This is a genomic window from Pseudomonas sp. YJ42 (assembly GCF_047225135.1).
Classification (GTDB): Bacteria; Pseudomonadota; Gammaproteobacteria; order Pseudomonadales; family Pseudomonadaceae; genus Stutzerimonas; species Stutzerimonas stutzeri_E.
Genome location: NZ_CP178378.1, coordinates 3,071,618 through 3,094,186, shown reverse-complemented (window position 1 = coordinate 3,094,186; position 22,569 = coordinate 3,071,618). Strand labels below are relative to the sequence as shown.

The 22,569-nt window shown below is 61.7% G+C and carries 21 protein-coding genes; 12 read left to right on the top strand and 9 right to left on the bottom strand.

Annotated features, from left to right (window positions below; translation table 11 throughout):
* The gene (locus ACL0K2_RS14300) at window positions 1–1,128 is read left to right on the top strand and encodes an ABC transporter permease (protein WP_239611343.1); all 1,128 of its coding nucleotides are present in this window, start codon (window positions 1–3) and stop codon (window positions 1,126–1,128) included.
* On the opposite strand, the gene ACL0K2_RS14295 is transcribed toward ACL0K2_RS14300, so the two are convergent.
* Complete coding sequence (locus ACL0K2_RS14295) at window positions 1,125–1,556, bottom strand: hypothetical protein (RefSeq protein WP_052679351.1); 432 nt, start codon at window positions 1,554–1,556, stop codon at window positions 1,125–1,127. The genes ACL0K2_RS14300 and ACL0K2_RS14295 overlap by 4 nt on opposite strands.
* Window positions 1,557–1,740: 184 nt before the next feature.
* Between ACL0K2_RS14295 and rfbB the strand changes: the two genes are divergently transcribed.
* The 9 genes from rfbB (at window position 1,741) to dctM (ending at window position 12,119) form a co-directional block, all read left to right on the top strand.
* On the top strand, window positions 1,741–2,811 hold the full coding sequence (gene rfbB, locus ACL0K2_RS14290; protein WP_045164219.1) for a dTDP-glucose 4,6-dehydratase: 1,071 nt from the start codon (window positions 1,741–1,743) through the stop codon (window positions 2,809–2,811).
* The gene (gene rfbA / locus ACL0K2_RS14285; RefSeq protein ID WP_045164220.1) at window positions 2,808–3,680 is read left to right on the top strand and encodes a glucose-1-phosphate thymidylyltransferase RfbA; all 873 of its coding nucleotides are present in this window, start codon (window positions 2,808–2,810) and stop codon (window positions 3,678–3,680) included. Before rfbB ends, rfbA begins: the two co-directional genes overlap by 4 nt.
* On the top strand, window positions 3,677–4,222 hold the full coding sequence (gene rfbC, locus ACL0K2_RS14280; RefSeq protein ID WP_045164221.1) for a dTDP-4-dehydrorhamnose 3,5-epimerase: 546 nt from the start codon (window positions 3,677–3,679) through the stop codon (window positions 4,220–4,222). The genes rfbA and rfbC overlap by 4 nt, the downstream gene beginning before the upstream one ends.
* The gene (rfbD, locus tag ACL0K2_RS14275) at window positions 4,219–5,130 is read left to right on the top strand and encodes a dTDP-4-dehydrorhamnose reductase (RefSeq protein ID WP_413042887.1); all 912 of its coding nucleotides are present in this window, start codon (window positions 4,219–4,221) and stop codon (window positions 5,128–5,130) included. Before rfbC ends, rfbD begins: the two co-directional genes overlap by 4 nt.
* A 96-nt stretch (window positions 5,131–5,226) precedes the next feature.
* On the top strand, window positions 5,227–7,026 hold the full coding sequence (locus tag ACL0K2_RS14270; RefSeq protein WP_045164223.1) for a sensor histidine kinase: 1,800 nt from the start codon (window positions 5,227–5,229) through the stop codon (window positions 7,024–7,026).
* A gap of 1 nt (window position 7,027) precedes the next feature.
* Window positions 7,028–8,419, top strand: a complete 1,392-nt coding sequence (locus ACL0K2_RS14265; protein WP_045164224.1) for a sigma-54-dependent transcriptional regulator — start codon at window positions 7,028–7,030, stop codon at window positions 8,417–8,419.
* A 562-nt stretch (window positions 8,420–8,981) separates the two neighbouring features.
* Window positions 8,982–9,977, top strand: a complete 996-nt coding sequence (gene dctP, locus ACL0K2_RS14260; RefSeq protein WP_045164225.1) for a C4-dicarboxylate TRAP substrate-binding protein DctP — start codon at window positions 8,982–8,984, stop codon at window positions 9,975–9,977.
* A gap of 235 nt (window positions 9,978–10,212) precedes the next feature.
* Window positions 10,213–10,839 (top strand): TRAP transporter small permease, encoded by a 627-nt coding sequence (locus ACL0K2_RS14255; RefSeq protein WP_045164226.1) that lies wholly within the window; start codon window positions 10,213–10,215, stop codon window positions 10,837–10,839.
* Window positions 10,839–12,119, top strand: a complete 1,281-nt coding sequence (dctM, locus tag ACL0K2_RS14250; protein ID WP_045164227.1) for a C4-dicarboxylate TRAP transporter large permease protein DctM — start codon at window positions 10,839–10,841, stop codon at window positions 12,117–12,119. Before ACL0K2_RS14255 ends, dctM begins: the two co-directional genes overlap by 1 nt.
* A gap of 76 nt (window positions 12,120–12,195) precedes the next feature.
* On the opposite strand, the gene ACL0K2_RS14245 is transcribed toward dctM, so the two are convergent.
* Window positions 12,196–12,804, bottom strand: coding sequence for a 2OG-Fe(II) oxygenase (locus ACL0K2_RS14245; protein ID WP_413042886.1), 609 nt, complete (start codon window positions 12,802–12,804; stop codon window positions 12,196–12,198).
* A 153-nt stretch (window positions 12,805–12,957) separates the two neighbouring features.
* Between ACL0K2_RS14245 and ACL0K2_RS14240 the strand changes: the two genes are divergently transcribed.
* On the top strand, window positions 12,958–13,728 hold the full coding sequence (locus ACL0K2_RS14240) for a hypothetical protein (protein WP_045164229.1): 771 nt from the start codon (window positions 12,958–12,960) through the stop codon (window positions 13,726–13,728).
* Between the two features lie 8 nt (window positions 13,729–13,736).
* Here the strand turns inward: ACL0K2_RS14240 and ACL0K2_RS14235 are convergent, their stop codons facing one another.
* Window positions 13,737–14,675, bottom strand: coding sequence for an alpha/beta hydrolase (locus ACL0K2_RS14235; protein ID WP_413042885.1), 939 nt, complete (start codon window positions 14,673–14,675; stop codon window positions 13,737–13,739).
* A 100-nt stretch (window positions 14,676–14,775) separates the two neighbouring features.
* Here ACL0K2_RS14235 and ACL0K2_RS14230 point away from each other — a divergent pair, with 100 nt between their 5' ends.
* Window positions 14,776–15,360 carry a DUF6436 domain-containing protein gene (locus tag ACL0K2_RS14230; protein WP_045164231.1) on the top strand — a complete coding sequence of 195 codons (585 nt, stop codon included), beginning with the start codon at window positions 14,776–14,778 and terminating at the stop codon, window positions 15,358–15,360.
* Between the two features lie 59 nt (window positions 15,361–15,419).
* On the opposite strand, the gene ACL0K2_RS14225 is transcribed toward ACL0K2_RS14230, so the two are convergent.
* From ACL0K2_RS14225 to ACL0K2_RS14200, 6 genes are all read right to left on the bottom strand, one after another.
* Window positions 15,420–16,313: an ABC transporter permease subunit gene (locus ACL0K2_RS14225; RefSeq protein WP_045164232.1), complete on the bottom strand. Its 894-nt coding sequence runs from the start codon at window positions 16,311–16,313 to the stop codon at window positions 15,420–15,422.
* A gap of 76 nt (window positions 16,314–16,389) precedes the next feature.
* On the bottom strand, window positions 16,390–17,271 hold the full coding sequence (locus ACL0K2_RS14220) for an ABC transporter permease subunit (RefSeq protein ID WP_196298714.1): 882 nt from the start codon (window positions 17,269–17,271) through the stop codon (window positions 16,390–16,392).
* 11 nt (window positions 17,272–17,282) lie between these two features.
* Window positions 17,283–18,434, bottom strand: coding sequence for a polyamine ABC transporter ATP-binding protein (potA, locus tag ACL0K2_RS14215; RefSeq protein ID WP_045164234.1), 1,152 nt, complete (start codon window positions 18,432–18,434; stop codon window positions 17,283–17,285).
* A 102-nt stretch (window positions 18,435–18,536) separates the two neighbouring features.
* Window positions 18,537–19,622: a polyamine ABC transporter substrate-binding protein gene (locus ACL0K2_RS14210; protein WP_045164235.1), complete on the bottom strand. Its 1,086-nt coding sequence runs from the start codon at window positions 19,620–19,622 to the stop codon at window positions 18,537–18,539.
* A 231-nt stretch (window positions 19,623–19,853) separates the two neighbouring features.
* The gene (locus tag ACL0K2_RS14205; RefSeq protein ID WP_045164236.1) at window positions 19,854–20,951 is read right to left on the bottom strand and encodes a polyamine ABC transporter substrate-binding protein; all 1,098 of its coding nucleotides are present in this window, start codon (window positions 20,949–20,951) and stop codon (window positions 19,854–19,856) included.
* A gap of 255 nt (window positions 20,952–21,206) precedes the next feature.
* A complete protein-coding gene (locus ACL0K2_RS14200) occupies window positions 21,207–22,565 on the bottom strand; it encodes an aspartate aminotransferase family protein (RefSeq protein WP_413042884.1) in 1,359 nt (452 codons plus the stop codon).
* Window positions 22,566–22,569: the final 4 nt, after the last annotated feature.

Genomic DNA, 22,569 nt, shown 5'->3' with positions numbered 1-22,569 from the left:
ATGGCCAATGTCCGGCGCAAGCTCAGCAATATCATCCAGCTCGGCCTCAAAGAGCTGCGCAGCCTCTACCGCGACCCGGCAATGTTGGTGCTGATCATCTATTCATTCACCCTGGCCATCTACGAAGGCGCCACTGCCGTGCCCGAGGCGCCGCACCGCGCCAGCATCGCCGTCGTCGACGAGGATCGCTCGCAGGCCTCGCTGCGTATCGTCAACGCCTTCCAGCTGCCCTACTTCATCGAGCCCAAGGCCATCACCCTGCAGCAGATGGACAGCGGCATGGATGCCGGCCTCTATACCTTCACCCTGAACATTCCGCCGAACTTCCAGGCAGATTTACTGGCCGGTCGCCAGCCGACGATCCAGCTCAATGTCGACGCCACCCAGGTCAGCCAGGCGTTCACCGGGGCCGGACAGATCCAGCAGATCATCGCCAGCGAGACCGCCGACTTCGTCCGGCGCTACCGCAGTGTTGATGCGCTGCCGGTCGAAGCCGTCGTGCGCACGGCCTTCAACCCCAACCTGAATCGGGCCTGGTTCGGCGCCGTGAACGAGGTGATCAACCAGATCACCATGCTGGCGATCATCCTCACCGGCGCCGCCCTGATCCGCGAACGTGAGCACGGCACCATCGAGCACCTGCTGGTGATGCCGGTGACGCCGTTCGAAATCATGGTCGGCAAGGTCTGGGCGATGGGATTGGTGGTGTTGGCGGCCGCGGCGTTCGCGCTGCGCTTCGTGGTCGAGGGGTGGCTCGATATCCCGATTCAAGGCTCGCTTCTGCTGTTCGTTGGCGGCGCCGCGCTGCATCTGTTCGCCGCCACGTCCATGGGCATTTTCTTCGGCACGGTGGCGCGCTCCATGCCGCAACTGGGTCTGCTGGTGATTCTCACGTTGATCCCGTTGCAGATCCTCTCCGGCGGTGTGACCCCGCGCGAAAGCATGCCCGCACTGATCCAGCACATCATGCTGGCGGCGCCGACCACCCATTTCGTCGAACTGGCGCAGGCGATTTTGTTTCGTGGCGCCGGCGTCTCGGTGATCTGGCCACAACTGCTGGCGCTGCTGGGGATTGGCGCGGTGTTTTTCCTCGGTGCGTTGTCGCGGCTGCGGCAGTCGTTGCGTTAGCGCTCCGGGGGCGGGGGCTGCTCAGCGGTGCTTTCAGCACCGTCATTTGGCGCCGAATCGGCGATCGCATGCGACGCCAACGGACCGGATGGCGTCGCGAGAAGCACGCTCGACTTCTGATCGAAGACCGCCTGAATCGCCGAGACACGAGACACCATTCGGCGACTGGCGATGCGCACGGCCGGGTCCTCGCTGGCCATCAACTCCAAGGAGAACGTTGTCAGCGCCTCGGACAGCTGCGACAGATTGTGTGCGGTGAGACTCAGCAGCTCGGCGAGCTGTTCGTTACGGATATGCATTCCTTTGCACCGGTCATGAATGTCGACGCGATAGTACTCAATTGCGCCCGCCGCGCCACGTACGCTTTCGCCGTAACGCCATTTTTGTGTACTGGGACCAGGTACTTCCAGGCGCTTGCCGCGCCGCATGTCACAAGTGCCATCCGCGCCATGCGGTCAATTTCATTGTCTGCCGAGCGAAGCTGCCTCAAACTTTCAACCGCCTTACCATCTCCTACGCTACGGCTGGGAATTTTTACATTTTCAGCATGTCTATCCTGCCGACATGCGAAGAGCTTGCTGCTCTGTAGCGCGCCAAGGAAGCCTATCAATCATGCGCATTCTCGTAACCGGCGGAGCCGGGTTCATCGGTTCAGCACTGATCCGTCATCTCATCCAAGACACCGAGCACAGCGTCCTCAACCTGGACAAGCTGACCTATGCTGGCAATCTCGAGTCGCTGGCGGACGTGGAAAACAGTGACCGCTATCAGTTTCTCCAGGCCGATATCGCCGACCGCGAGCGGGTGAGCGAAGCCCTGTTGGAATTCCAGCCGGACGCCATCATGCATCTGGCCGCCGAATCCCATGTCGATCGCTCCATCGATGGCCCGGCCGAATTCATCCAGACCAACATCGTCGGCACCTACCAGCTGCTCGAAGCGGCACGCGCCTACTGGCAGACCCTGCCGACCGAGCGCCGTGAAGCCTTCCGCTTCCACCATATTTCCACCGATGAGGTATATGGCGACCTGCACGGTGTCGACGATCTGTTCACCGAGACCACGCCCTACGCACCCAGCTCGCCCTATTCGGCCAGCAAGGCCTCGTCGGACCATCTGGTTCGCGCCTGGCAACGCACCTACGGACTGCCGGTGCTGATCACCAACTGCTCGAATAACTATGGGCCTTATCACTTCCCCGAGAAGCTGATTCCGCTTGTGATTCTCAACGCGCTCGATGGCAAGCCGCTGCCGGTGTATGGCAACGGCACCCAGGTTCGTGACTGGCTGTTCGTCGAGGACCACGCGCGCGCCCTGTTCAAGGTCGTCAGCGAAGGTAAGGTTGGCGAGACCTACAACATCGGCGGCCACAACGAGCAGAAGAACATCGACGTGGTACGCGGCATCTGCGCCCTGCTGGAAGAACTGGCACCGCAGAAGCCGGCCGGCATTGAGCGATTTGAAGACTTGATCACCTTCGTCAAGGATCGCCCCGGTCACGACCTGCGCTATGCCATCGACGCCAGCAAGATCGAGCGCGAGCTGGGCTGGGTGCCGCAGGAAACCTTCCAGACCGGCCTGCGCAAGACCGTGCAGTGGTACCTGAACAATCTCGAATGGTGTCGTCGCGTCCAGGACGGCAGCTATCAACGTGAGCGCCTCGGCGCGCTGGAGAACGCATGAAAGGAATCATCCTCGCCGGAGGCTCCGGTACCCGGCTGCACCCCATCACCCTGGGCGTATCCAAGCAGCTGCTGCCGATCTACGACAAGCCGATGGCCTACTACCCGATCTCGGTGCTGATGCTCGCCGGAATCCGCGACATCCTGCTGATCTCCACGCCACAGGACCTGCCGCAGTACAAAAATTTGCTGGGCGACGGCAGCCAGTTCGGGGTGAGCTTCAGCTACGCCGAACAGCCGTCACCGGACGGCCTGGCCCAGGCCTTTCTGATCGGTGAGGAATTCATCGGTGATGACTCGGTGTGCCTGATCCTCGGCGACAACATCTTCCACGGTCAGCATTTCACCGAGAAGCTGCAGCGTGCCTCGGCGCAGCAGAAAGGCGCCACGGTGTTCGGCTATTGGGTCAAGGACCCGGAACGCTTCGGCGTGATCGACTTCGACGAGACCGGCAAGGCGCTGTCGATCGAAGAAAAGCCGGCGAAGCCGAAATCCAGCTATGCCGTCACCGGTCTGTATTTCTACGACAACGACGTGGTCGAGATCGCCAAGTCGATCAAGCCATCGCCACGCGGCGAACTGGAGATCACCGACGTCAACAATGCCTATCTCAAGCGCGGCGACCTCAACGTCGAGCGCTTCGGCCGCGGGTTCGCCTGGCTCGACACCGGCACCCACGACAGCCTGCTGGAAGCCTCGCAGTACGTGCAGACCATCGAGCATCGCCAAGGCCTGAAAGTCGCCTGCCTGGAAGAGATCGCCTATCAGCACAAATGGATCGACCGCGAGCAGTTGCTGCGTCGCGCCGATGCCCTGGGCAAGACCGGCTATGGCCAGTACCTGTTCAAGTTGGCCGGTGAAGACGCATGAAGGTCATCGCCACCGATATCCCCGATGTGTTGATCATCGAGCCCAAGGTATTTGGCGATGAGCGCGGGTTCTTCTACGAGAGCTTCAACGCCGCGGCTTTCGAGGCCGCGACAGGGGTCAAGCGCAGCTTCGTGCAGGACAACCATTCGAAGTCCCAGCGCGGCGTGCTGCGCGGGCTCCACTACCAGATCCAGCAGCCGCAGGGAAAGCTGGTACGGGTGGTGGCCGGTGAAGTGTTCGACGTGGCCGTTGACCTTCGCCGCAGCTCGGCGACCTTCGGGCGTTGGGTCGGCGTCAGTCTGAGCGCGCAGAACCAGCGCCAGCTGTGGATTCCCGAAGGCTTTGCTCACGGCTTCGTGGTGCTCAGCGAAAGCGCCGAATTCCTTTACAAGACCACCGATTACTATGCGCCGGACCATGAGCGCTCATTGCTCTGGAACGACCCACAGATCGGCATCGAATGGCCGTTCCAGGAGTTGCCGCAGCTGTCACAGAAGGACGCCGCGGGCAAGATCCTCAGCGAGGCGGAGCTGTTTGCATGAAGATCCTCATCACCGGTAGCAAGGGGCAATTGTCTCAGGCGCTGCAGCTGGCACTCGCCGGTGAAGGAAAGGTCCTCGCACTGGGTCACAAGGTGCTGGATTTGGCCGAACCGACACAGATTCGTCACCAGGTTCGCCTGCTACGCCCCGACCTGATCATCAACGCCGCCGCTTATACCGCCGTCGACCCGGCGCAGGGCGATCGCGATCAGGCCTTCGCGGTGAATGCCACCGGCCCTGGCGTGTTGGCCGAAGAAGCCGCAGCGCTGGGTGTACCGCTGATTCACTACTCCACCGATTACGTCTTCGACGGGCACAAGACCGAGCCTTATTGCGAGGAGGATCAACCGGCCCCTTTGAGCGTATACGGGGCCAGCAAGCTGGCCGGCGAACAGGCGATTCAGGCAGTCGGCGGCGAGCACCTGATCCTGCGCACCAGCTGGGTCTACTCGTTGCAAGGGCGCAACTTCCTGCTGACCATGCAGCGGCTGCTGCAGGAACGCGAATCGCTGTCAGTGGTTGACGATGAGATCGGAGCACCGACCTGGGCCGGCACCATCGCCTCTGTCACGACGGAGATGATTCGCAAGTGGCGAAACGGAACCGGCGGGCCCAGCGGTTTGTACCATCTGACCGCCACTGGCGAGACGTCTTGGTACGGCTTCGCCTGCAGCATCGCCCGACACCTGGAGCAGCAGGGCCTGCTGCGCGCCAACATCGCCCCCATTCTGTCCACGGATTACCCCACCGCCGCTCAGCGCCCCCTCAACTCACGCCTTAGCTGCGCACGGCTGCAGCGTGACTGGAATATCGAGCTGCCGGATTGGGAAGCTGCACTGCATCAGTGTCTCGGCAGTACCACCGAGGTGCTGGCAGAGCATAGCGTCCAGACCATACAGAGCGTTTGAATTTGCCCGACCGGCTCAGCCGGCAAGGTTCCAGCACCGGAGCACCGGCGATGGGCTGAACGTGCATAATGTCGCCCGACTCACAGGCGCATCCGCATGACACCATCCGAATCTCCTCGTCGCCCACGCTGGCGCAATCTGGCCCTGGTCGCTTTGCTGCTGGCGCCGCTGCTGTGGCCGCTGCAACAACTGGCCGAGCGCTACTACAGCAACGAACTGATCGAGCAGAATCGCCAGACGCTCGATCTCTACGTGGCCAACCTGCTCGGTTCGCTACGCCGCTACGAAGTGCTGCCACGCATTCTCGGCGACCTACCGGCGCTGCGCACTGCGCTGCGCCAGCCAAGCAGTCCGGCCGTCAAGGATCAGGCCAATCGCCTGCTCGACCAGCTGCGCAAGGAAACCGGAGCCGACGTCATTTATCTGATGGCACCGGACGGCGAAACGCTCGCCGCCTCCAACTGGAACGAGGAAGACAGCTTCGTCGGCCGCAACTTCGCCTTTCGGCCCTATTTCCGCGAAGCCATGGCCGGCAAGCTGGGCCGCTTCTTCGGCCTCGGCACCACCTCGGGCAAGCGCGGCTACTACTTTGGCGCGGCCGTACGCGATGGTGACAAGACACTCGGCGTACTGGTAGTCAAGGTGGATCTGGACCACACCGAGACCCTGTGGGGCAGCACGCCTGAACAGCTGATGGTCACCGACTACTTCGGCGTGGTGATCCTGACCTCCAAACCCGAATGGCGTTTTCGCGCCAGTCGCGCATTGGATGCCGACGAGCGTGAGCAGATCGCTTCCGAGCGGCCCTATCCGACGCTCGACCCTCAGGCGCTGACGCTCGACATCGATGCCTGGCTGATCCAAAGCCGCGAGCTCAAGGAAACCGGTTGGACGGTGCGTATTCTGGCGCCGATCAGCCTGGTCGAGCGGCCGGTGCAGACGGTGGTGGCCATCGGCGCCGCCACCCTCGCCGCTCTGTTGCTGCTGCTCGGTTTGCTGATGCAGCGGCGCCGCCATTATCTGGAGCGCATTGCGCTGGATGCGAAGGCGCGACAGCAACTCGAGCGCCGCGTACAGGAACGCACGCAGGACCTCGAAGCGTTGAACAGCCGTCTCAAGGAAGAGGTGCTGGAACGCGAGCAGGCCCAGCAGGAACTGGTCCGCGCCCAGGACGAACTGCTGCAGGCCGGCAAGCTGTCGGCGTTGGGCACCATGTCGGCCAGCATCAGCCACGAACTCAATCAACCGCTGGGAGCGATTCGCAGCTATGCCGATAACGCTGGCGTGCTGCTCGACCAGCAGCGCAATGAGGAAGCCCGCGACAACCTCCGGCTGATCAGCGAGCTGACCGCGCGCATGGCGTCGATCATCGCCCATCTGCGCGCGTTCGCGCGGCGTGATCGGCATGCGCCGGAGCGGGTGGCGCTGCAACCGGCACTCGATGATGCGCTGGCGCTGTTGGCCAAGCGCCGCCAGGCCATGGGCGTCGAGCTGATTCGAGATCTTCCGGACGCGACGCTGTGGGTCCAGGCGGGCGAAACCCGTCTGCGTCAGATTATCTCCAACCTGCTGGCCAATGCGCTCGATGCGCTCAATGAGCGGCCGCCGGTACGGCGCATCTGGCTGCGCGCCGAACGCAAGGACGATGGGGTGTTACTCACGCTGCGCGACAATGGCCCCGGGTTTTCCGACGCAGCGTTGCAGCGCGCCCGCGAGCCCTTCTTCACCACCAAGACCAGCGCTCAGGGGTTGGGGCTCGGTTTGGCCATCTGCGATACCCTGACGCGTGCCCTGGACGGCGAGCTGACGATGACCAATCATCCCGAGGGCGGCGCCCAGCTCAGCCTCTATCTGCGATCCGCCGATCCCGGCGTCACCTTCCCCAGCGAGGACTAGCATGACCAGCCAGATCGACCCGCAGTTTCAGGTAGTCCTGGTCGATGACGATCCGCACCTGCGTAAGGCGTTGAGCCAGACACTCGATCTCGCCGGGCTCAAGGTGCTCAGCCTGGGCGACGCGCGCGGTCTGCCGGCGATGTTACCGGTGGACTGGCCCGGCGTGGTGGTCAGCGACATTCGCATGCCCGGCCTGGACGGCCTCGAACTGCAGCAGCAGTTGCACGCACTGGACAGCGAACTTCCGGTGCTGCTGATTACCGGCCACGGGGATATTCAGCTGGCGGTGCAGGCGATGCGCGCCGGTGCCTACGATTTTCTCGAAAAACCCTTTCCCAGCGAGGCGCTGCTCGACGGCGTACGCCGTGCGTTGGCCTTGCGCCAGCTGGTTCTAGACAACCGCAGCCTGCGCCTGGCGTTGGCCGATCGTCAGCAACTCTCGGCCCGCCTGCTCGGACAGTCGCCGGCCATGCAGCGCCTGCGCGAACAGATTGGCGCGCTCGCCGGAACCCAGGCCGATGTGCTGATCCTCGGCGAAACCGGCGCCGGCAAGGAAGTGGTGGCGCGCGCGCTGCATGATCTGTCCAGCCGCCGCAGTGGCCCATTCGTCGCCATCAACGCCGGAGCGCTGGCCGAATCGGTGGTCGAGAGCGAACTCTTCGGCCACGAGGCCGGCGCCTTCACCGGTGCGCAGAAGCGCCGCATCGGCAAGTTCGAATTCGCTAATGGCGGCACCCTGTTTCTCGACGAGATCGAGAGCATGAGCCTGGACGTGCAGGTCAAGCTGCTTCGCATGCTGCAGGAGCGGGTGGTCGAGCGCCTTGGTGGCAATCAGTCGATCGCGCTGGACATCCGGGTCATTGCCGCCACCAAGGAAGACCTGCGCCAAGCCGCCGATCAAGGCCGTTTCCGGGCCGACCTTTACTATCGGCTAAACGTCGCGCCGCTGCGCATCCCACCGCTGCGCGAGCGTAGCGAGGACCTGTTGTTCCTGTTCCAGCATTTTGCCGAGACCGCTTCCAGCCGCCACGACTTGCCGATCCGTGAGCTACGGCCTGAGCAGCGCGCGCAACTGCTCAGGCATACCTGGCCAGGTAACGTCCGCGAGCTGCAAAACACCGCGGAGCGCTTTGCCCTCGGCCTCGAGCTGGGCCTTGAAGAGCCCGCACATGTCCCAGACGGTATCGCCGCAGCGACCGCCAGCACGCTCAACGAGCAAGTCGATGGCTTCGAACGCGCGCTGATCGCCGCCGAGCTGGCCCGTCCCCACAGCTCGTTGCGCAGTGTGGCCGAAGCTCTTGGCCTGCCACGCAAGACCCTTCATGACAAGTTGCGCAAGCATGGCCTGGTCTTCAACGATGCTGGCGGAACCTCGCCGGATGATGGCGACTAGCTGGCGGATTTCCGCCACGCATTGAGCAGGGATCTCAGAAGACGAAGCGCCGCCATCGCGCCTCTGACAGCTGAGCCGCAGTGCCAACCCGCTCATCAATCGCGAATCCTCCTCCCGAGAACCGGCATTCCCAGGCCCCCGCATTCGCGAAAGGCGAAGCCCGGCTTGTTCAATGATGAATTTCCAGCGGCCAAGGGCGCCGAGTAGAGTCATCCGAAACGTGCATCACTCGAAAGATGAACGGAGCCGATCGCCAGCACAGCATTTCGCCGCTTGCGGCTTATGGCCATGAGCTGCTGACAATACGCCAAACCTGCGAGCCAGACGGGCCGGCTGAGAATTATTCGTCAGTATTTTGCCATCATGCGAGTAAACTCCCGCGTTACGAGTCGCATCGCCCTGCGCATTTGGCATAGGGCTTGCTCTCGCTAACACGATGAACCGGCAAGCCGAGCCGATTAGGGGCGCATGTTCCCGATGGCTTCTAGACTTGTCTTGCTGGTTACAGCCGAGCTTTTCGCTCCCAAGCGGTAGCTCAATTCACAACAAGAGGAAAACAACAATGTTCAAACTGACCGCCACCGCGCTTGCCTGCGCCCTGTCCCTGGGAATCGCAGGCCTGGCCCAGGCTGCCGATCCAATTCTGATCAAGTTCTCCCACGTGGTTGCCGACAACACGCCAAAAGGCCAGGGCGCCAACCTGTTCAAGAAGCTGGTGGAAGAGCGCCTGCCCGGCAAGGTCGAGGTTCAGGTCTACCCGAACTCGTCGCTGTTCGGTGATGGCAAGGAAATGGAAGCGCTGCTGCTGGGCGACGTGCAGCTGATCGCACCTTCGCTGGCCAAGTTCGAGCACTACTCCAAGGGCGTTCAGGTATTCGACCTGCCGTTCCTGTTCGACAACATCCAGGCGGTCGACCGCTTCCAGCAGAGCGAAGCCGGCCAGAGCCTGCTGAGTTCCATGGAAGACAAGAACATCACCGGCCTGGGCTACTGGCACAACGGCATGAAGCAGCTGTCCGCCAACAAGGAATTGCGCGAGCCAAAAGACGCCCGTGGCCTGAAGTTCCGCGTACAGGCGTCGGCGGTGCTGGACGAGCAGTTCAAGGCCCTGCGCGCCAACCCACGCAAGATGAGCTTCGCCGAGGTCTACCAAGGTCTGCAGACCGGCGTGGTCAACGGTGCCGAGAACCCGTACTCGAACATCTACTCGCAGAAGATGCATGAAGTGCAGAAGCACATCACCGAGTCCGACCATGGTTTGCTCGACTACATGCTGATCACCAATACCAAGTTCTGGAACGGTCTGCCGGATGACGTCCGTGGCGAACTGGAAACCATCCTGGACGAAGTCACTGTCGAAGTGAACAAGCAGGCTGACGCGCTGAACCAGAAAGCCAAGGCTGACATCCTGGCCGCTGGCACCACCGAAATCCTGGTTCTGACGCCGGAAGAGCGTGCCAAGTGGCGCGAAGCCATGAAGCCGGTCTGGAAGAAGTTCGAGAACGAAATTGGTGCTGACCTGATCAAGGCCGCCGAAGCGTCCAACCAGGCGCAGTAAGCCCTGACCGGAGGGAGCGGGGGTATTCGCTCCCTCCGTTACGAGATTGGCAATACCGACAGCGCAGTGAAAAACACAGCGGCCAGGCAAACGTCACGGCAAGCCTATCCAGGCTCTGCGCCTCGCCTAGAACAACATTTTTCATTGCTCTGTCATCATCCGGTTACCAGACCGGTTCATGGCGCACGTTCCGTACGCCTGTCGAAACAACGCATTCCATCGGGAGATGTCATCCATGAACGCCCTCTGGCGGGTCTGGGACCATTTCGAGGAAGGATTCATTGCCTTCCTGTTGGCCGCCATGACTCTGGTGACCTTCGTTTATGTGGTCCTGAACAACCTCTATACCGTTTTCTACAGCCTTGGTGACACGTTTGAGGCGGCCAGTGATTTCTTCTTCGCACTCGGCGACTTCATCATCGGTTTGGCCCAGGCGATGACCTGGAGCACCGCGCTGACCAAGGCCCTCTTCGCCTGGCTGATCTTCTCTGGCCTCGCCTACGGTGTACGCACTGCCGGGCACATCGGGGTCGATGCGCTGGTTAAGCTGGCCCCGCGCCACGTACAACGCTACATCGGCGTGATCGCCTGCCTGGTCTGCCTGGGCTACGCCGGTCTACTGACTGTGGCCAGCTTCGAGTGGATCCAGGCCCTGTTCACCGCCAACATCGGTGCCGAAGATCTGGGCCATTTCGGCGTCAAACAGTGGCACATCGGCATGATCGTGCCGATCGGATTCGCCCTGGTCTTCATCCGTTTTGCCGAAATTTTCGTGCGCATCCTGCGCAACGAACAAACCGGCCTAGGCCTTGCAGACGAAGCGGCCGAAGCGGCCAAGCTCGGTGAAGAGGAGCCGAAGTAATGACTATCCTGTTCCTCTTCCTGGCGCTCTTCGTGCTGATGTTCATCGGTGTGCCGGTGGCCATTTCCCTTGGCCTGGCCGGTTCGCTGACCATCTTCTTCTTCAGCCCCGATTCGGTGCGCTCACTGGCGATCAAGCTGTTCGAGACCTCCGAGCATTACACCCTGCTGGCGATTCCGTTCTTCCTGCTCGCTGGCGCCTTCATGACCACCGGCGGCGTGGCCAAGCGTCTCATCGACTTCGCCAACGCGACCGTCGGCCACATCCGTGGCGGTCTGGCCATCGGCGCGGTACTGGCGTGCATGCTGTTCGCGGCCCTGTCCGGTTCGTCGCCGGCTACCGTGGCGGCGGTCGGCTCCATCGCCATCGCCGGCATGGTCCGCTCCGGCTACCCCCAGGCCTTCGGCGCCGGCATCGTATGTAATGCCGGTACCCTGGGCATTCTGATCCCGCCATCGATCGTCATGGTGGTGTACGCCGCGGCCACCGAAACCTCGGTAGGCAAGCTGTTCATGGCCGGTGTGGTTCCTGGCATTCTGCTGGGCGTCGGGCTGATGGTAGCGATCTACATCGTCGCGGTGAAAAAGAACCTGCCCGCCATGCCGCGTGCGACTCTGCGCCAATGGCTGTCGTCGGCCCGCAAGGCGCTGTGGGGCCTGCTGCTGATGGTGATCATCCTCGGTGGCATCTACTCGGGCATGTTCACCCCGACTGAAGCAGCAGCCGTGGCGGCGGTGTATTCGGCCTTCATCGCGCTGTTCGTCTATAAGGACATCAGCTTTCGCGACTGCCCGAAGGTGCTGCTGGAGTCGGGCAAGCTCACCATCATGCTGATGTTCATCATCGCCAACGCCATGCTCTTCGCGCATGTGTTGACCACCGAACAGATTCCGCAGCAGATCACCGCCATGGTGCTCGAGGCCGGCCTGCAACCGTGGATGTTTCTGCTGGTGGTGAACATCGTGCTGCTGATCGCCGGCGCCTTCATGGAGCCCTCGGCGATCATCCTGATCCTGGCACCGATCCTGTTCCCGATCGCCGTACAACTGGGTATCGACCCGATCCACCTGGGCATCATCATGGTGGTGAACATGGAGATCGGCCTGATCACCCCGCCGGTGGGTCTGAACCTGTTCGTCGCCTCAGCCGTGACCGGCATGCCGGTGACTCAGGTGATCCGGGCGGTGCTGCCGTGGTTGGCGCTGCTGCTGAGCTTCCTGATGATTATCACCTACGTGCCGGTGATATCCCTCGGCCTGCCGAACCTGCTGGGGATGTGACACCCCAACGCAAGCTTTGCCTTAAGCCCGGCCCCTGTGCCGGGCTTTTTTATCTGTCGTCGCAGCTATTCAGGTTTCAAAGCGCCAGCACATCCACCGGACGTCGGCGAAACCAGCCGGTCAGTGACAGTCGGTCGGTCTGGGTAACCAACACCTCGTGAGGGAAGTCGCCGGATAGAAACATCAGCAGATTGCCAGCCAGCGGTGCAATGTCGAGGCTGGAACCGTCGGCGAAATGCATGCGCAGCTCGCCGCCATCAGTCGGTTGCCAGTCCGGATTCAGATAGAGCACCGCGCTTACGCAGCGGCTGTCGTCATCACGGAAACGATCCAGATGGGTCTGATAAAAAGCACCGGGCGGATAGAGCGCGAAGTGGCATTCGAATTCTTCCAGGCCGAGGAACAGCTCGCGATTGAGCGTCTGCCGCAGTTCGTCCATCAATGCCAGGTAGGCATCGCAGACCTCCGCCTGCCCCTCTTCCAGCCAGTGAATGTGGTCGCCGCGAATGCCTTCGCGCACCGCCTGCTCCTCGCCTCGGCCGACGCCGGCGGGCGCCAGCGCCCCTTCGGCATAGCGTCTGCGGCACTCGTCGGTCAGCTTTCGGGTCACATCACTGGACAGGAAAGAACTCTGCAGCGACCAGCCGCGTGCGGCCAGGTCGTCGATGATAGTAGAGAACGGCAAGGAAAGTGACTCCAACGGGTCAGGATGACGCTTCCCTGCGGCCTCGGTGGGCCCGCAGGGAAACAGCGGCTGAGTCTAGCAGCAGTGCTTTCGCTCCTCGACAAGCCCGGGTCGCGGCGCTGAAAATAAACCGCCCGCCACAGAGGAGCTTCCATGCGCGCCCTTATCGCTTGTGTATTACTCGCCTTCAGCCTGAACACGCTGGCCGATAGCTACGATGAACTTTACGAGGCCGCGGGCTGGACCGAACAACGCGCCAATTTTTCCGATGCCCTGACCGCCGCCCAGCAGCGCTACAAGAACAGCCTCCCGCCGGCGGTCTATCAGGCCCTGGTGACCAATAGCAACCGACGCTTCGCCGCTAACGCCATCGACCAGCGTGCCCAGCGCGCACTGCGCCAGAACCTGCCGGATCCTCAACCAGCGCTGGATTTCTTCCAGTCGACGCTGGGCCACAAGGTAGTCGCAGCCGAAACATTGGCCGGCCGACGCGAGCAGCTGGCCCGCTATGAAAATGGTTTGCCGCGAATGGAAGCCGGCAGCAACCGGCAGTTGCTGATTCGTCATCTGGCCCAGGCGTTGCCGGCCGCCGAAGCCGGGGCCGAGGTGAGCCTGGCGCTGGCGGGGGTCGCAGCCGACAGTCTCAGCCAGATGATTCCCGGGCTGTTAGGCGGCGATCAGGCACAGGGACTGCTGGATAGCCAGCGCGAACGCTTGCAGCAACAGGTCGAGAGCGATCTGGACAATACCCTGCTGTATATCTATCGCGACCTGTCCGACGTCGAGCTGGAGAAATTCGTCGAGTTCGCCCAGTCAGAAGCCGGCCAGCGCTACTACCAGGCCGCGCTACAAGCCCTGCGAGCAGGTCTCGCGGTCGGCATGAGCGGCAGCGCGGTCCAGGCACAAGCGGGCGCCGCGCGCTAGGGCTGAGGTTATCGCAGCCGTTCGCTGAGAAAGTCGAAGTATTGCTGGCGTATGGCTTCGCGTTCGTTGACCAGATGATGACGCGCCTCTGGGAGGCGCAGGATCTCCGGCTCGCTGAACTTACGCTCGAGCACTGGTAGGTTGTGCTGCCAGTCGACGGTCATGTCAGCGTCCCCCTGAATGATGATCGGACTGTGCGGGCTACGCGGTGCGCCTTCGATTCGCGGGATCCAACGCGACAGCGCGCCGACCCAGGCAGTGGGCAGAATATCCGGCTGCAGCGGGTCGTTCGATTGAATGAAGTCGAGAAACGCCGGATCGCCCGAGTTCTCACTGAAGCGCCGGGGGATCTGTTTGACGAAACGGCGCATGACTTCGTAGCTCATTCTGGACCAACCCCAGGCGCGCGGTCGCACCAGCGGCGCCAGGAGAATACCGCGACCCAGCTGCGGTTGCCGTGGATGGCTGAGCAGATAATCCAGCACGATTGCGGCGCCAGTGCTTTGTCCCAGCAGATGCCACGGCTGAGGTAATCGCAACGCGGCGGCCTCATGCAGCAGCCCCTGCAGAACCGTCTGATACTCATCGAACTCATTGATACTGGCGCGCGGCCCGCTGGACAGCCCATGCCCCGGGAGGTCGCAGGCGAGTACCGCGAACCCCATGCGCAGGCCCCAGTCCACCACATGCCGGTAGAGGCCCATGTGGTCGTAGTAACCGTGCAGGATCAGCAGCGTCGCCACCGGCTGTTCGGGATACCACGCCTGCGCGACCACCTTGTAGCCGTGCACCGCAAAGCACCCCAGCCGGCGTTGCACGTTGGCATGCTGGGGTAGATCCAGACCGTAATACGCCTGATAAAAGCGGGCTTGCGAGGAAAGCTCGCCATCATGACTGAGCGGTTTCAGCTGTGCGCGGAGGGTGTCGGGATCGATTCGCGAGGGCATGACAGGATTTCTAGCTCGAATTGAACGGAATATTCAGCTCTGCAACGCGACGTGGCAAGCTGGCGTATTCCCTGATGCGTATCCGCTGAAGAGTGCCGCCATGTCCGTCCGCAACAAATATCTGATCGCCGCACTCGTCGCGCTGCTCTGGGGCGGCGCCATGCTGGCCGCCTTCCGGTGGTTCGAAGCGCGTTATCTGAGGCCCTTCGAAAGCGAACGTGCGGCGCTGTTCTCAGGCGAAAAGCTGGCATTGCCCGAGGCCTTGAAAGGAGCCGGGCCGATCCGCTTGGTGCATTTCTGGGATCCCGCCTGCCCCTGCAACGCCGGCAACCAGCAACATCTGGCCGAGCTGGTACAGCGCTTCGGTGCCCGAGGCGTCAGTTTTTACGCACTGCAAAAACCGGGAAGCCACGGTCGTCTGCCGGAACAGCTGGCCGGCCTGCAGACCCTCAACGCCTTGCCGGGCGCGGAAGACCTGCCGGCCAGCCCGGCCGTGGGCATCTGGGATGCCAGTGGCCGGCTGGTGTACATCGGCCCCTATAGCGAAGGGGCGGTGTGCAATTCCAGCAACAGCTTCATCGAGCCGATCCTCGAAGCGGTGCTGGCCGGCCGGCAGGTCAACGCCACGCACTCGCTCGCGGTGGGCTGCTTCTGTGACTGGAACGGTTACCTGCCGGAGGGCTGAGATACCGCTACAGTAGCCAACCTGCCGCGGCCAGGCATTCCGGCCGACCGGCCTACCGATCAGCTATGCGCCGAGGGCGGCGTCGCCACGTTGCTGGTGGCTGGTTGCCAGTTCTGCTTGGCGCCCTCGTCCATGGCCTGCCGCATCGCGCGCACGCGACGCTTCTCGGCGCGGCGGCTGACGTACCAGGCAATGAAGGTTGCCAGCGACACCACCAACAAAATCAGGCTCGCCACGGCATTGATCTCGGGCTTCACGCCGAGCCGGACCGCAGAGAAGATTTCCATCGGCAGCGTGGTCGAACCCGGCCCGGAGACGAAGCTGGCCAGGACCAGATCATCCAGTGACAGCGCGAACGAGAGCATCCCGCCAGCTGCCAGCGATGGTGCAATCATCGGTATGGTGATCAGGAAGAACACCTTCCAGGGCCGTGCGCCAAGGTCCATCGCCGCCTCCTCGATGGACTGGTCGAGCTCGCGCAGCCGCGCCATCACGACCACCGCGACATAAGCCGAGCAGAAGGTGGTGTGCGCGATCCAGATGGTCGTGATACCCCGCTGCGCCGGCCAACCGATCAATTGGGCCATCGCCACGAACAACAGCAGCAGCGACAGACCGGTGATCACTTCGGGCATTACCAGCGGTGCCGTCACCAGGCCACCGAATAACGTGCGGCCGCGGAAGTTGGGAATCCGAGTCAGTACGAACGCCGCCATGGTGCCCAGTGCCACTGCTGTGACTGCCGTGTAGAGCGCAATCTCCAGGGAGCGCATCACAGCCCCCATCAGCTGGCTATTGTCCAGCAGCCCCGCATACCACTTCAGCGACCAGCCACCCCACACCGTCACCAGCCGCGAGGCGTTGAACGAGTAAATAACCAGCAACACCATCGGCAAATAGATGAACAGCAGCCCGAGGACCAGGATCAGGTTGGAAAAGCTGTAGCGCTTCATAGCTTGCCCTCCAACTCTTTCGCCATGCTTGTGGGTAGAGTGCCGGTTGAACAGGGCAGCCAGCTAGTTAGGTGAGTCATAGCTTGCCCTCAAGCTCTTTGGCTTGGTTGCGGTTGAACAGAATGATCGGCACCAGCAGGATCGCCAGCATCACCACCGCCAGAGCGGACGCCACCGGCCAGTCACGGTTGTTGAAGAACTCCTGCCAGAGCACTTTGCCGATCATCAGCGTCTCCGGTCCACCGAGCAGTTCGGGGATGACGAACTCACCCACCACCGGAATGAACACCAGCATGCAGCCGGCGATGATGCCGTTCTTGGACAGCGGCACGGTGATCTTCCAGAACGCTTTCAGATTGCTGGCGCCGAGGTCCGAGGCGGCCTCGAGCAGGCTCGTGTCATGCTTCACCAGGTTGGCGTAGAGCGGCAGGATCATGAACGGCAGGTAGGAATAGACCACTCCGATGTACACCGCCAGATCGGTGTTGAGGATGCGCAGCGGCTCGTCGATCAGCCCCATGCCCATCAGCAGGCCATTGAGGATGCCGTTGCTGCTGAGAATGCCCATCCAGGCGTAGACCCGGATCAGAATCGCCGTCCAGGTGGGCATCATGATCAGCAGCAACAGGACCGTCTGCAGATCCTTGCGCGCCCGGGCGATGGCGTAGGCCATGGGATAGCCGACCGCCAGACAGATCAGGGTGCTGAAGAAGGCGATGCGCAGCGAGCCGGCGTACGCCGCCCAGTACAGGTCATCCTCGCTGAGGAAAATGTAGTTGCCGAGGTTGATCACCAGCTGCAGCTGCTGCTCGGCGTAGGTGAATATCTCCGTATAGGGAGGGATCGCCACGTCCGCCTCGGCAAAGCTGATCTTCAGCACGATGGCGAACGGCAGCAGGAAAAACAGCATCAGCCAGATGAAGGGTACGCCGATGACCAGTCGGCGCCCGGTATTCAAGCGTGAGCGGTTCATGCCTGCAGTACCACGCCGCTGTCGTCCCACCAATAGACGAACACTTCTTCCTCCCATGTCGGCCATTTCACGTGGCGTTCGGCGTTGGCGAGAAAAGCCTGCACGATCATCCCCGACGAGAGCTTGATGTAGTAGACCGAATGCCCGCCCAGATAGGCGATGTCGTGCACCACGCCCTTGGCCCAGTTGTAGCCCGGTCGCTGCAGCTCAGGGAGTTCGGTGCCGATCAGCAGCTTCTCTGGACGAATGGCATAGGTAATCTGTTTGTCCTGCGCACGGGTGCTGATGCCATGCCCGACGTAGATCGGATTCTCCAGACCGGGAGAGGCGATGACGGCGTGATCTTCCACGTCTTCGATCAGCTCGCCCTCGAACAGGTTGACGTTGCCTATGAACTCACAGACCAGCCGGCTTGCCGGAGTCTCGTAGATATCCATCGGACTGCCGACCTGGGCGATCCAGCCCAGATGCATGATGGCGATACGTTCGGCCATGGTCATGGCCTCTTCCTGATCGTGGGTGACCATCACGCAGGTCACGCCGACCCGCTCGATGATCTGCACCAGTTCCAGCTGCATCTGCGAGCGCAGCTTCTTGTCCAGCGCGCCCATGGGCTCGTCGAGCAGCAACAGCTTGGGCCGCTTGGCCAGCGAGCGGGCCAGGGCGACGCGCTGACGCTGGCCGCCGGACAGCTGATGCGGCTTGCGCTTGGCGTACTGACTCATCTGCACCAAGGTCAGCATCTCATCGACTCGCGCCTGCACCTCATCCTTGGGCAGTCCGTCCTGCTTGAGGCCGAAGGCAATATTCTGCGCAACCGTCATGTGCGGGAACAGTGCATAGGACTGGAACATCATGTTGATCGGCCGCTCGTAAGGCGGCATGTCGGTGATGTCCTGACCGTCGAGAAAAATCCGCCCTTCGGTCGGTCGCTCGAAACCCGCCAGCATGCGCAGCAAGGTCGACTTGCCCGAGCCGGAACCGCCCAGCAGAGCGAAGATTTCGCCCTGATGGATGCTCAGCGAGACATCATCGACGGCCACCGTTTCGTCGAACTTCTTGGTGACGCGGTCGATCTTCAGCAGCACCTGTTTGTTCTGACTCTCGCCGGTGAGGGCTTTTTTGTAGGCGCTGGAGGCAACGGCCATGCGCGAACTCCCGATTGGAAAAAAGAATGGGCCCGGACAGCACCGGGAATATCGATTCGATACGCGGCGGCAGCTCCGCCGCGCTCGTGTTGTTCGCGGCTTTTACTGACCGGACTTCACCTTGTTCCAACTACGCGTTTTAAGACGCAAGATCTTTTGCGGCAGCTCGGCGGAGACATACAACCGGTCCAATACTTCTTGCGGCGGATAAACCGCGGGGTCATTGCGCACCTCCTGGTCCATGAGCCCGTCCGCTTTCGGGTTGGGGTTGGCATAGCCCACGTAATCGCTGACGGATGCAATCACCTCCGGCTTCAGCAGGTAGTTGATGAACGCATGGGCTTCGTCGACATTCTGCGCGTCGGCCGGAATGGCAAGCATGTCGAACCAGAGATTGCCGCCCTCCTTGGGAATGGCATAGGCGATGTCGATGCCTTTGCCGGCCTCATCGGCACGAGCGGCGGCCTGGAAGACATCCCCGGAGTAACCGGCAGCGATGCAGATGTTTCCATTAGCCAGATCGGAAATGTATTTGGAAGAGTGGAAATACCGCACGTAAGGACGCACTTCCAGCAGTTTGGCTTCGGCCTTGGCGTAGTCGTCCGGGTTTTCGCTATTGGGGTCCAGCCCCAGATAATTGAGCATCGCCGGAATCATCTCGTCGGCCGAGTCGAAAAAGGCAATGCCGCAACCGGCGAGCTTCTTGGCGTTTTCCGGTTCGAACAACACGGCCCAGGAGTCGACCTTCTCGATGCCCAGCGCCGCGGTCACTTTCTCGACGTTGTAGCCGATGCCGTTGGTTCCCCAGAGATAAGGCGCCGCGTACGCGTTGCCCGGGTCGTTCTTCTGCAACTGCTTGAGCAACGCCGGATCCAGGTTCTCCCAGTTTGGCAGCTTGCTCTTGTCCAGCTTCTGGAAAGCCCCGGCCTGGATCTGCTTGCCGAGGAAATGGTTGGAGGGCACCACCACGTCGTAGCCGGTGCGGCCGGCGAGGAGTTTGCCCTCGAGGGTTTCGTTGGAATCGAAGACGTCATAGACGGGCTTGATACCAGTCTCTTTCTCGAATTCTTCCAGAGTGGTTTCACCGATGTAATCGGACCAGTTGTAGATATGCACCGTGGCAGCCTGAGCGGATGCAGCACCGCTGACCGCAGCGGTTAGAAGAAGCGACTTCAATGTCGAGCGCATGAGAGTGTCCTCTTGTTGCAAGCCGCGCGATCAGCGGGCGAAAGGCGGGCTGTTTATTGGAAAAACCTCTAAAAATCAACTGGCACTGCGTAAAGAGCGATACGGCTACGCTCGAAAGGAGACACTGCATGCGGATCGCAAGCCAGAGATGCGGGTCCGTACATGGCCTCCTTCAGGGTTTTGTTGCCAACCCGCCAGACCTGCAAGGGGATCTGGCGAGTTGGCTGTGCATCAACGACCGGACTTGATCTTGGTCCAGCTGCGAGTCATCGCCCGCTGGGTTTTCGGATCCAGGTCCGGGAAGGTATAGAGCTTCTGCAGGACAGCCTTGCTCGGATAGATACCGGGGTCCGTGCGGATCGCCTCGTCCACCAGCGGGGTGGCCGCTGCGTTGCCGTTGGGGAACTGCACGTAGTCGGTAATGGAGGCCATCACCTCAGGCTTCATCAGGTAATTGAGGAACACATGCGCACTCTCGACATTCTTCGCATCGGCCGGGATGGCCAGCATGTCGAAGAAAGTGCCCGCGCCTTCCTGCGGAATGTTGTATTTCACCGTGACCGTGTTGCCCGCTTCCTCTGCACGCGCCTTGGCCTGGTAGATATCGCCGGAATAGCCGATGGCGACGCAGACGTTGCCGTTGGCCAGGTCCGAGATGTACTTGGAAGAATGGAAGTAGGCCACGTTCGGACGGATCTGCATGAACAGCTCCTCGGCCTTTTTCAGCTCATCGGACTTCGTGGTGTCCGGCTTGTAGCCCAGATAATGCAATGCGGCCGGCAGGATCTCCGTTGGCGAGTCAAGGAAGGACACCCCGCACGACTTCAGCTTTTCCATGTTCTCTGGCTTGAATACCAGGTCCCAAGAATCCACCGGAGCGTCCGCACCGAGCGCGGCCTTGACCTTCTCGGGGTTGTAGCCAATGCCGATGGTGCCCCACATGTAGGGAACCGAATACTGGTTGCCCGGATCGCTCGGTTGCAGTGCCTTGAGCAGGTCCTCATCGAGGTTTTGCCAGTTCGGCAGCTGGCTCTTGTCGAGCTTCTGGAATACGCCGGCCTTGATCTGCTTGGCCAGGAAGGGGTTGGACGGTACGACCACGTCATAGCCTGAGCTGCCGGCGAGCAGCTTGGCTTCCAGCACTTCGTTACTGTCAAAGACGTCGTAGACGACCTTGATACCGGTTTCCTTGGTGAAGTTCTCCAAGGTGTCTTCGGCGATATAGTCGGACCAGTTATAGACGTGCAGCACCTTGTCTTCAGCCTGCGCGGCACCGGCGACTGCGCCGGCCAGCGTCATGGCGAGTAGGGTCTTGGCAAAGGGTTTCATCCGTGCAGCTCCTGTTGTCGTCGTTAGTATCGGGGCTAGGGACAGGTTGGAAAGATGAGTGCCATCTTCCACCACTTCCCGGCAGCAAACTGAGGCAGTGCCGGCATCGACACACCCCTCGGTAAGTCAGGCCAAAGCACGCGCGCAGTCTGGCAAGGTCGGGGGCCGTTTTTCAACAACCTGAGCGTGCTGGCACGCTCATTGGTTGCATTCATCCCGGCACCGGTGTGCATTGCCCGGTGCACCTCGCCCCGCTCAGCCGAGCGCGTCCTTGGCAGTCGCATCCAGACATAGGCGAACCTTGCCGATCAGCTCGTCGATCTGCTCTTCGTTTATCACCAGCGGCGGCGAAATGATCATGGTGTCGCCCACCGCCCGCATTACCAGGCCGTTACGGAAGCAATGTTCGCGGCAGAGCATGCCCACTCCCGGATCAGCGAAACGCTCACGGGTTTTCTTGTTCTTTACCAACTCCAGCGCGCCGAGCATGCCGACGCCACGCGCCTCGCCCACCAACGGATGCTCGACCAACTCACGCCAGCGAGACTGCAAATAAGGTGCCGTCTTGCTCTTCACCTGCTCGACGATTTTCTCTTCACGCATGATGCGGATGTTCTCCAGCGCCACCGCCGCGGCTACCGGGTGCCCCGAGTAGGTAAAGCCGTGATAGAACTCGCCGCCCTCGTTGAGGGTGTGCACCACTTCGTCGCGCACCACCACGCCGCCCATCGGCAGGTAGCCGGAGGTCAGGCCCTTGGCAATCGGCATCAGGTCAGGCGCGTTGCCGTAGTAGTCGCTGCCGAACCATTCTCCGGTGCGCCCGAAGCCACAGATCACTTCGTCGGCAATGAACAGGATGTCGTAGCGGGCAAGAATCTCGCGAATCTTCGGCCAGTAGCTGTCCGGCGGAATGATCACGCCGCCGGCGCCCTGGATCGGTTCGGCGATGAAGGCCGCGACCTTGTCCTCACCCACCTCGAGAATCTTCTGCTCCAGCTGCTCGGCCACACGAGCGCCGAACTCCTCCGGCTCCATGTCGCCGCCCTCACCGAACCAGTAGGGCTGGTCGATGTGCTCGATCCCCGGAATCGGACCATCGCCTTGTTCGTGCATGGCTTTCATCCCGCCGAGGCTGGCGCCAGCGATGGTCGACCCGTGATAGCCATTCCAGCGGCCAATGACCACCTTCTTCTGCGGCTGACCCTTGATCGCCCAGTAATGGCGCACCATGCGCAGCACGGTGTCGTTGGCTTCCGAACCCGAGCCGGTGAAGAACACATGGTTCATGCCGTCCGGCGCGATTTCGGCAATCGCCTTGGCGAGCGCGAGGGCCGGCGGGTGGGCAGTCTGGAAAAACAGGTTGTAGTAGGGCAGCTCGCGCATCTGCCGAGTCGCCGCCTCGACCAGCTCCTCGCGGCCATAACCCAGATTGACGCACCAGAGCCCGGCCATCGCATCGAGGATCTTGTGACCCTCGCTGTCCCACAGATAAACGCCTTCGCCACGGGTGATGATGCGCGTGCCCTTGGCGTTGAGTGCCTTGAAGTCGGTGAACGGCGGCAGGTGATGGTCGCGGCTCAGGGCTTGCCACTGCAGGGTTTGCGAATCGCTCATCGAT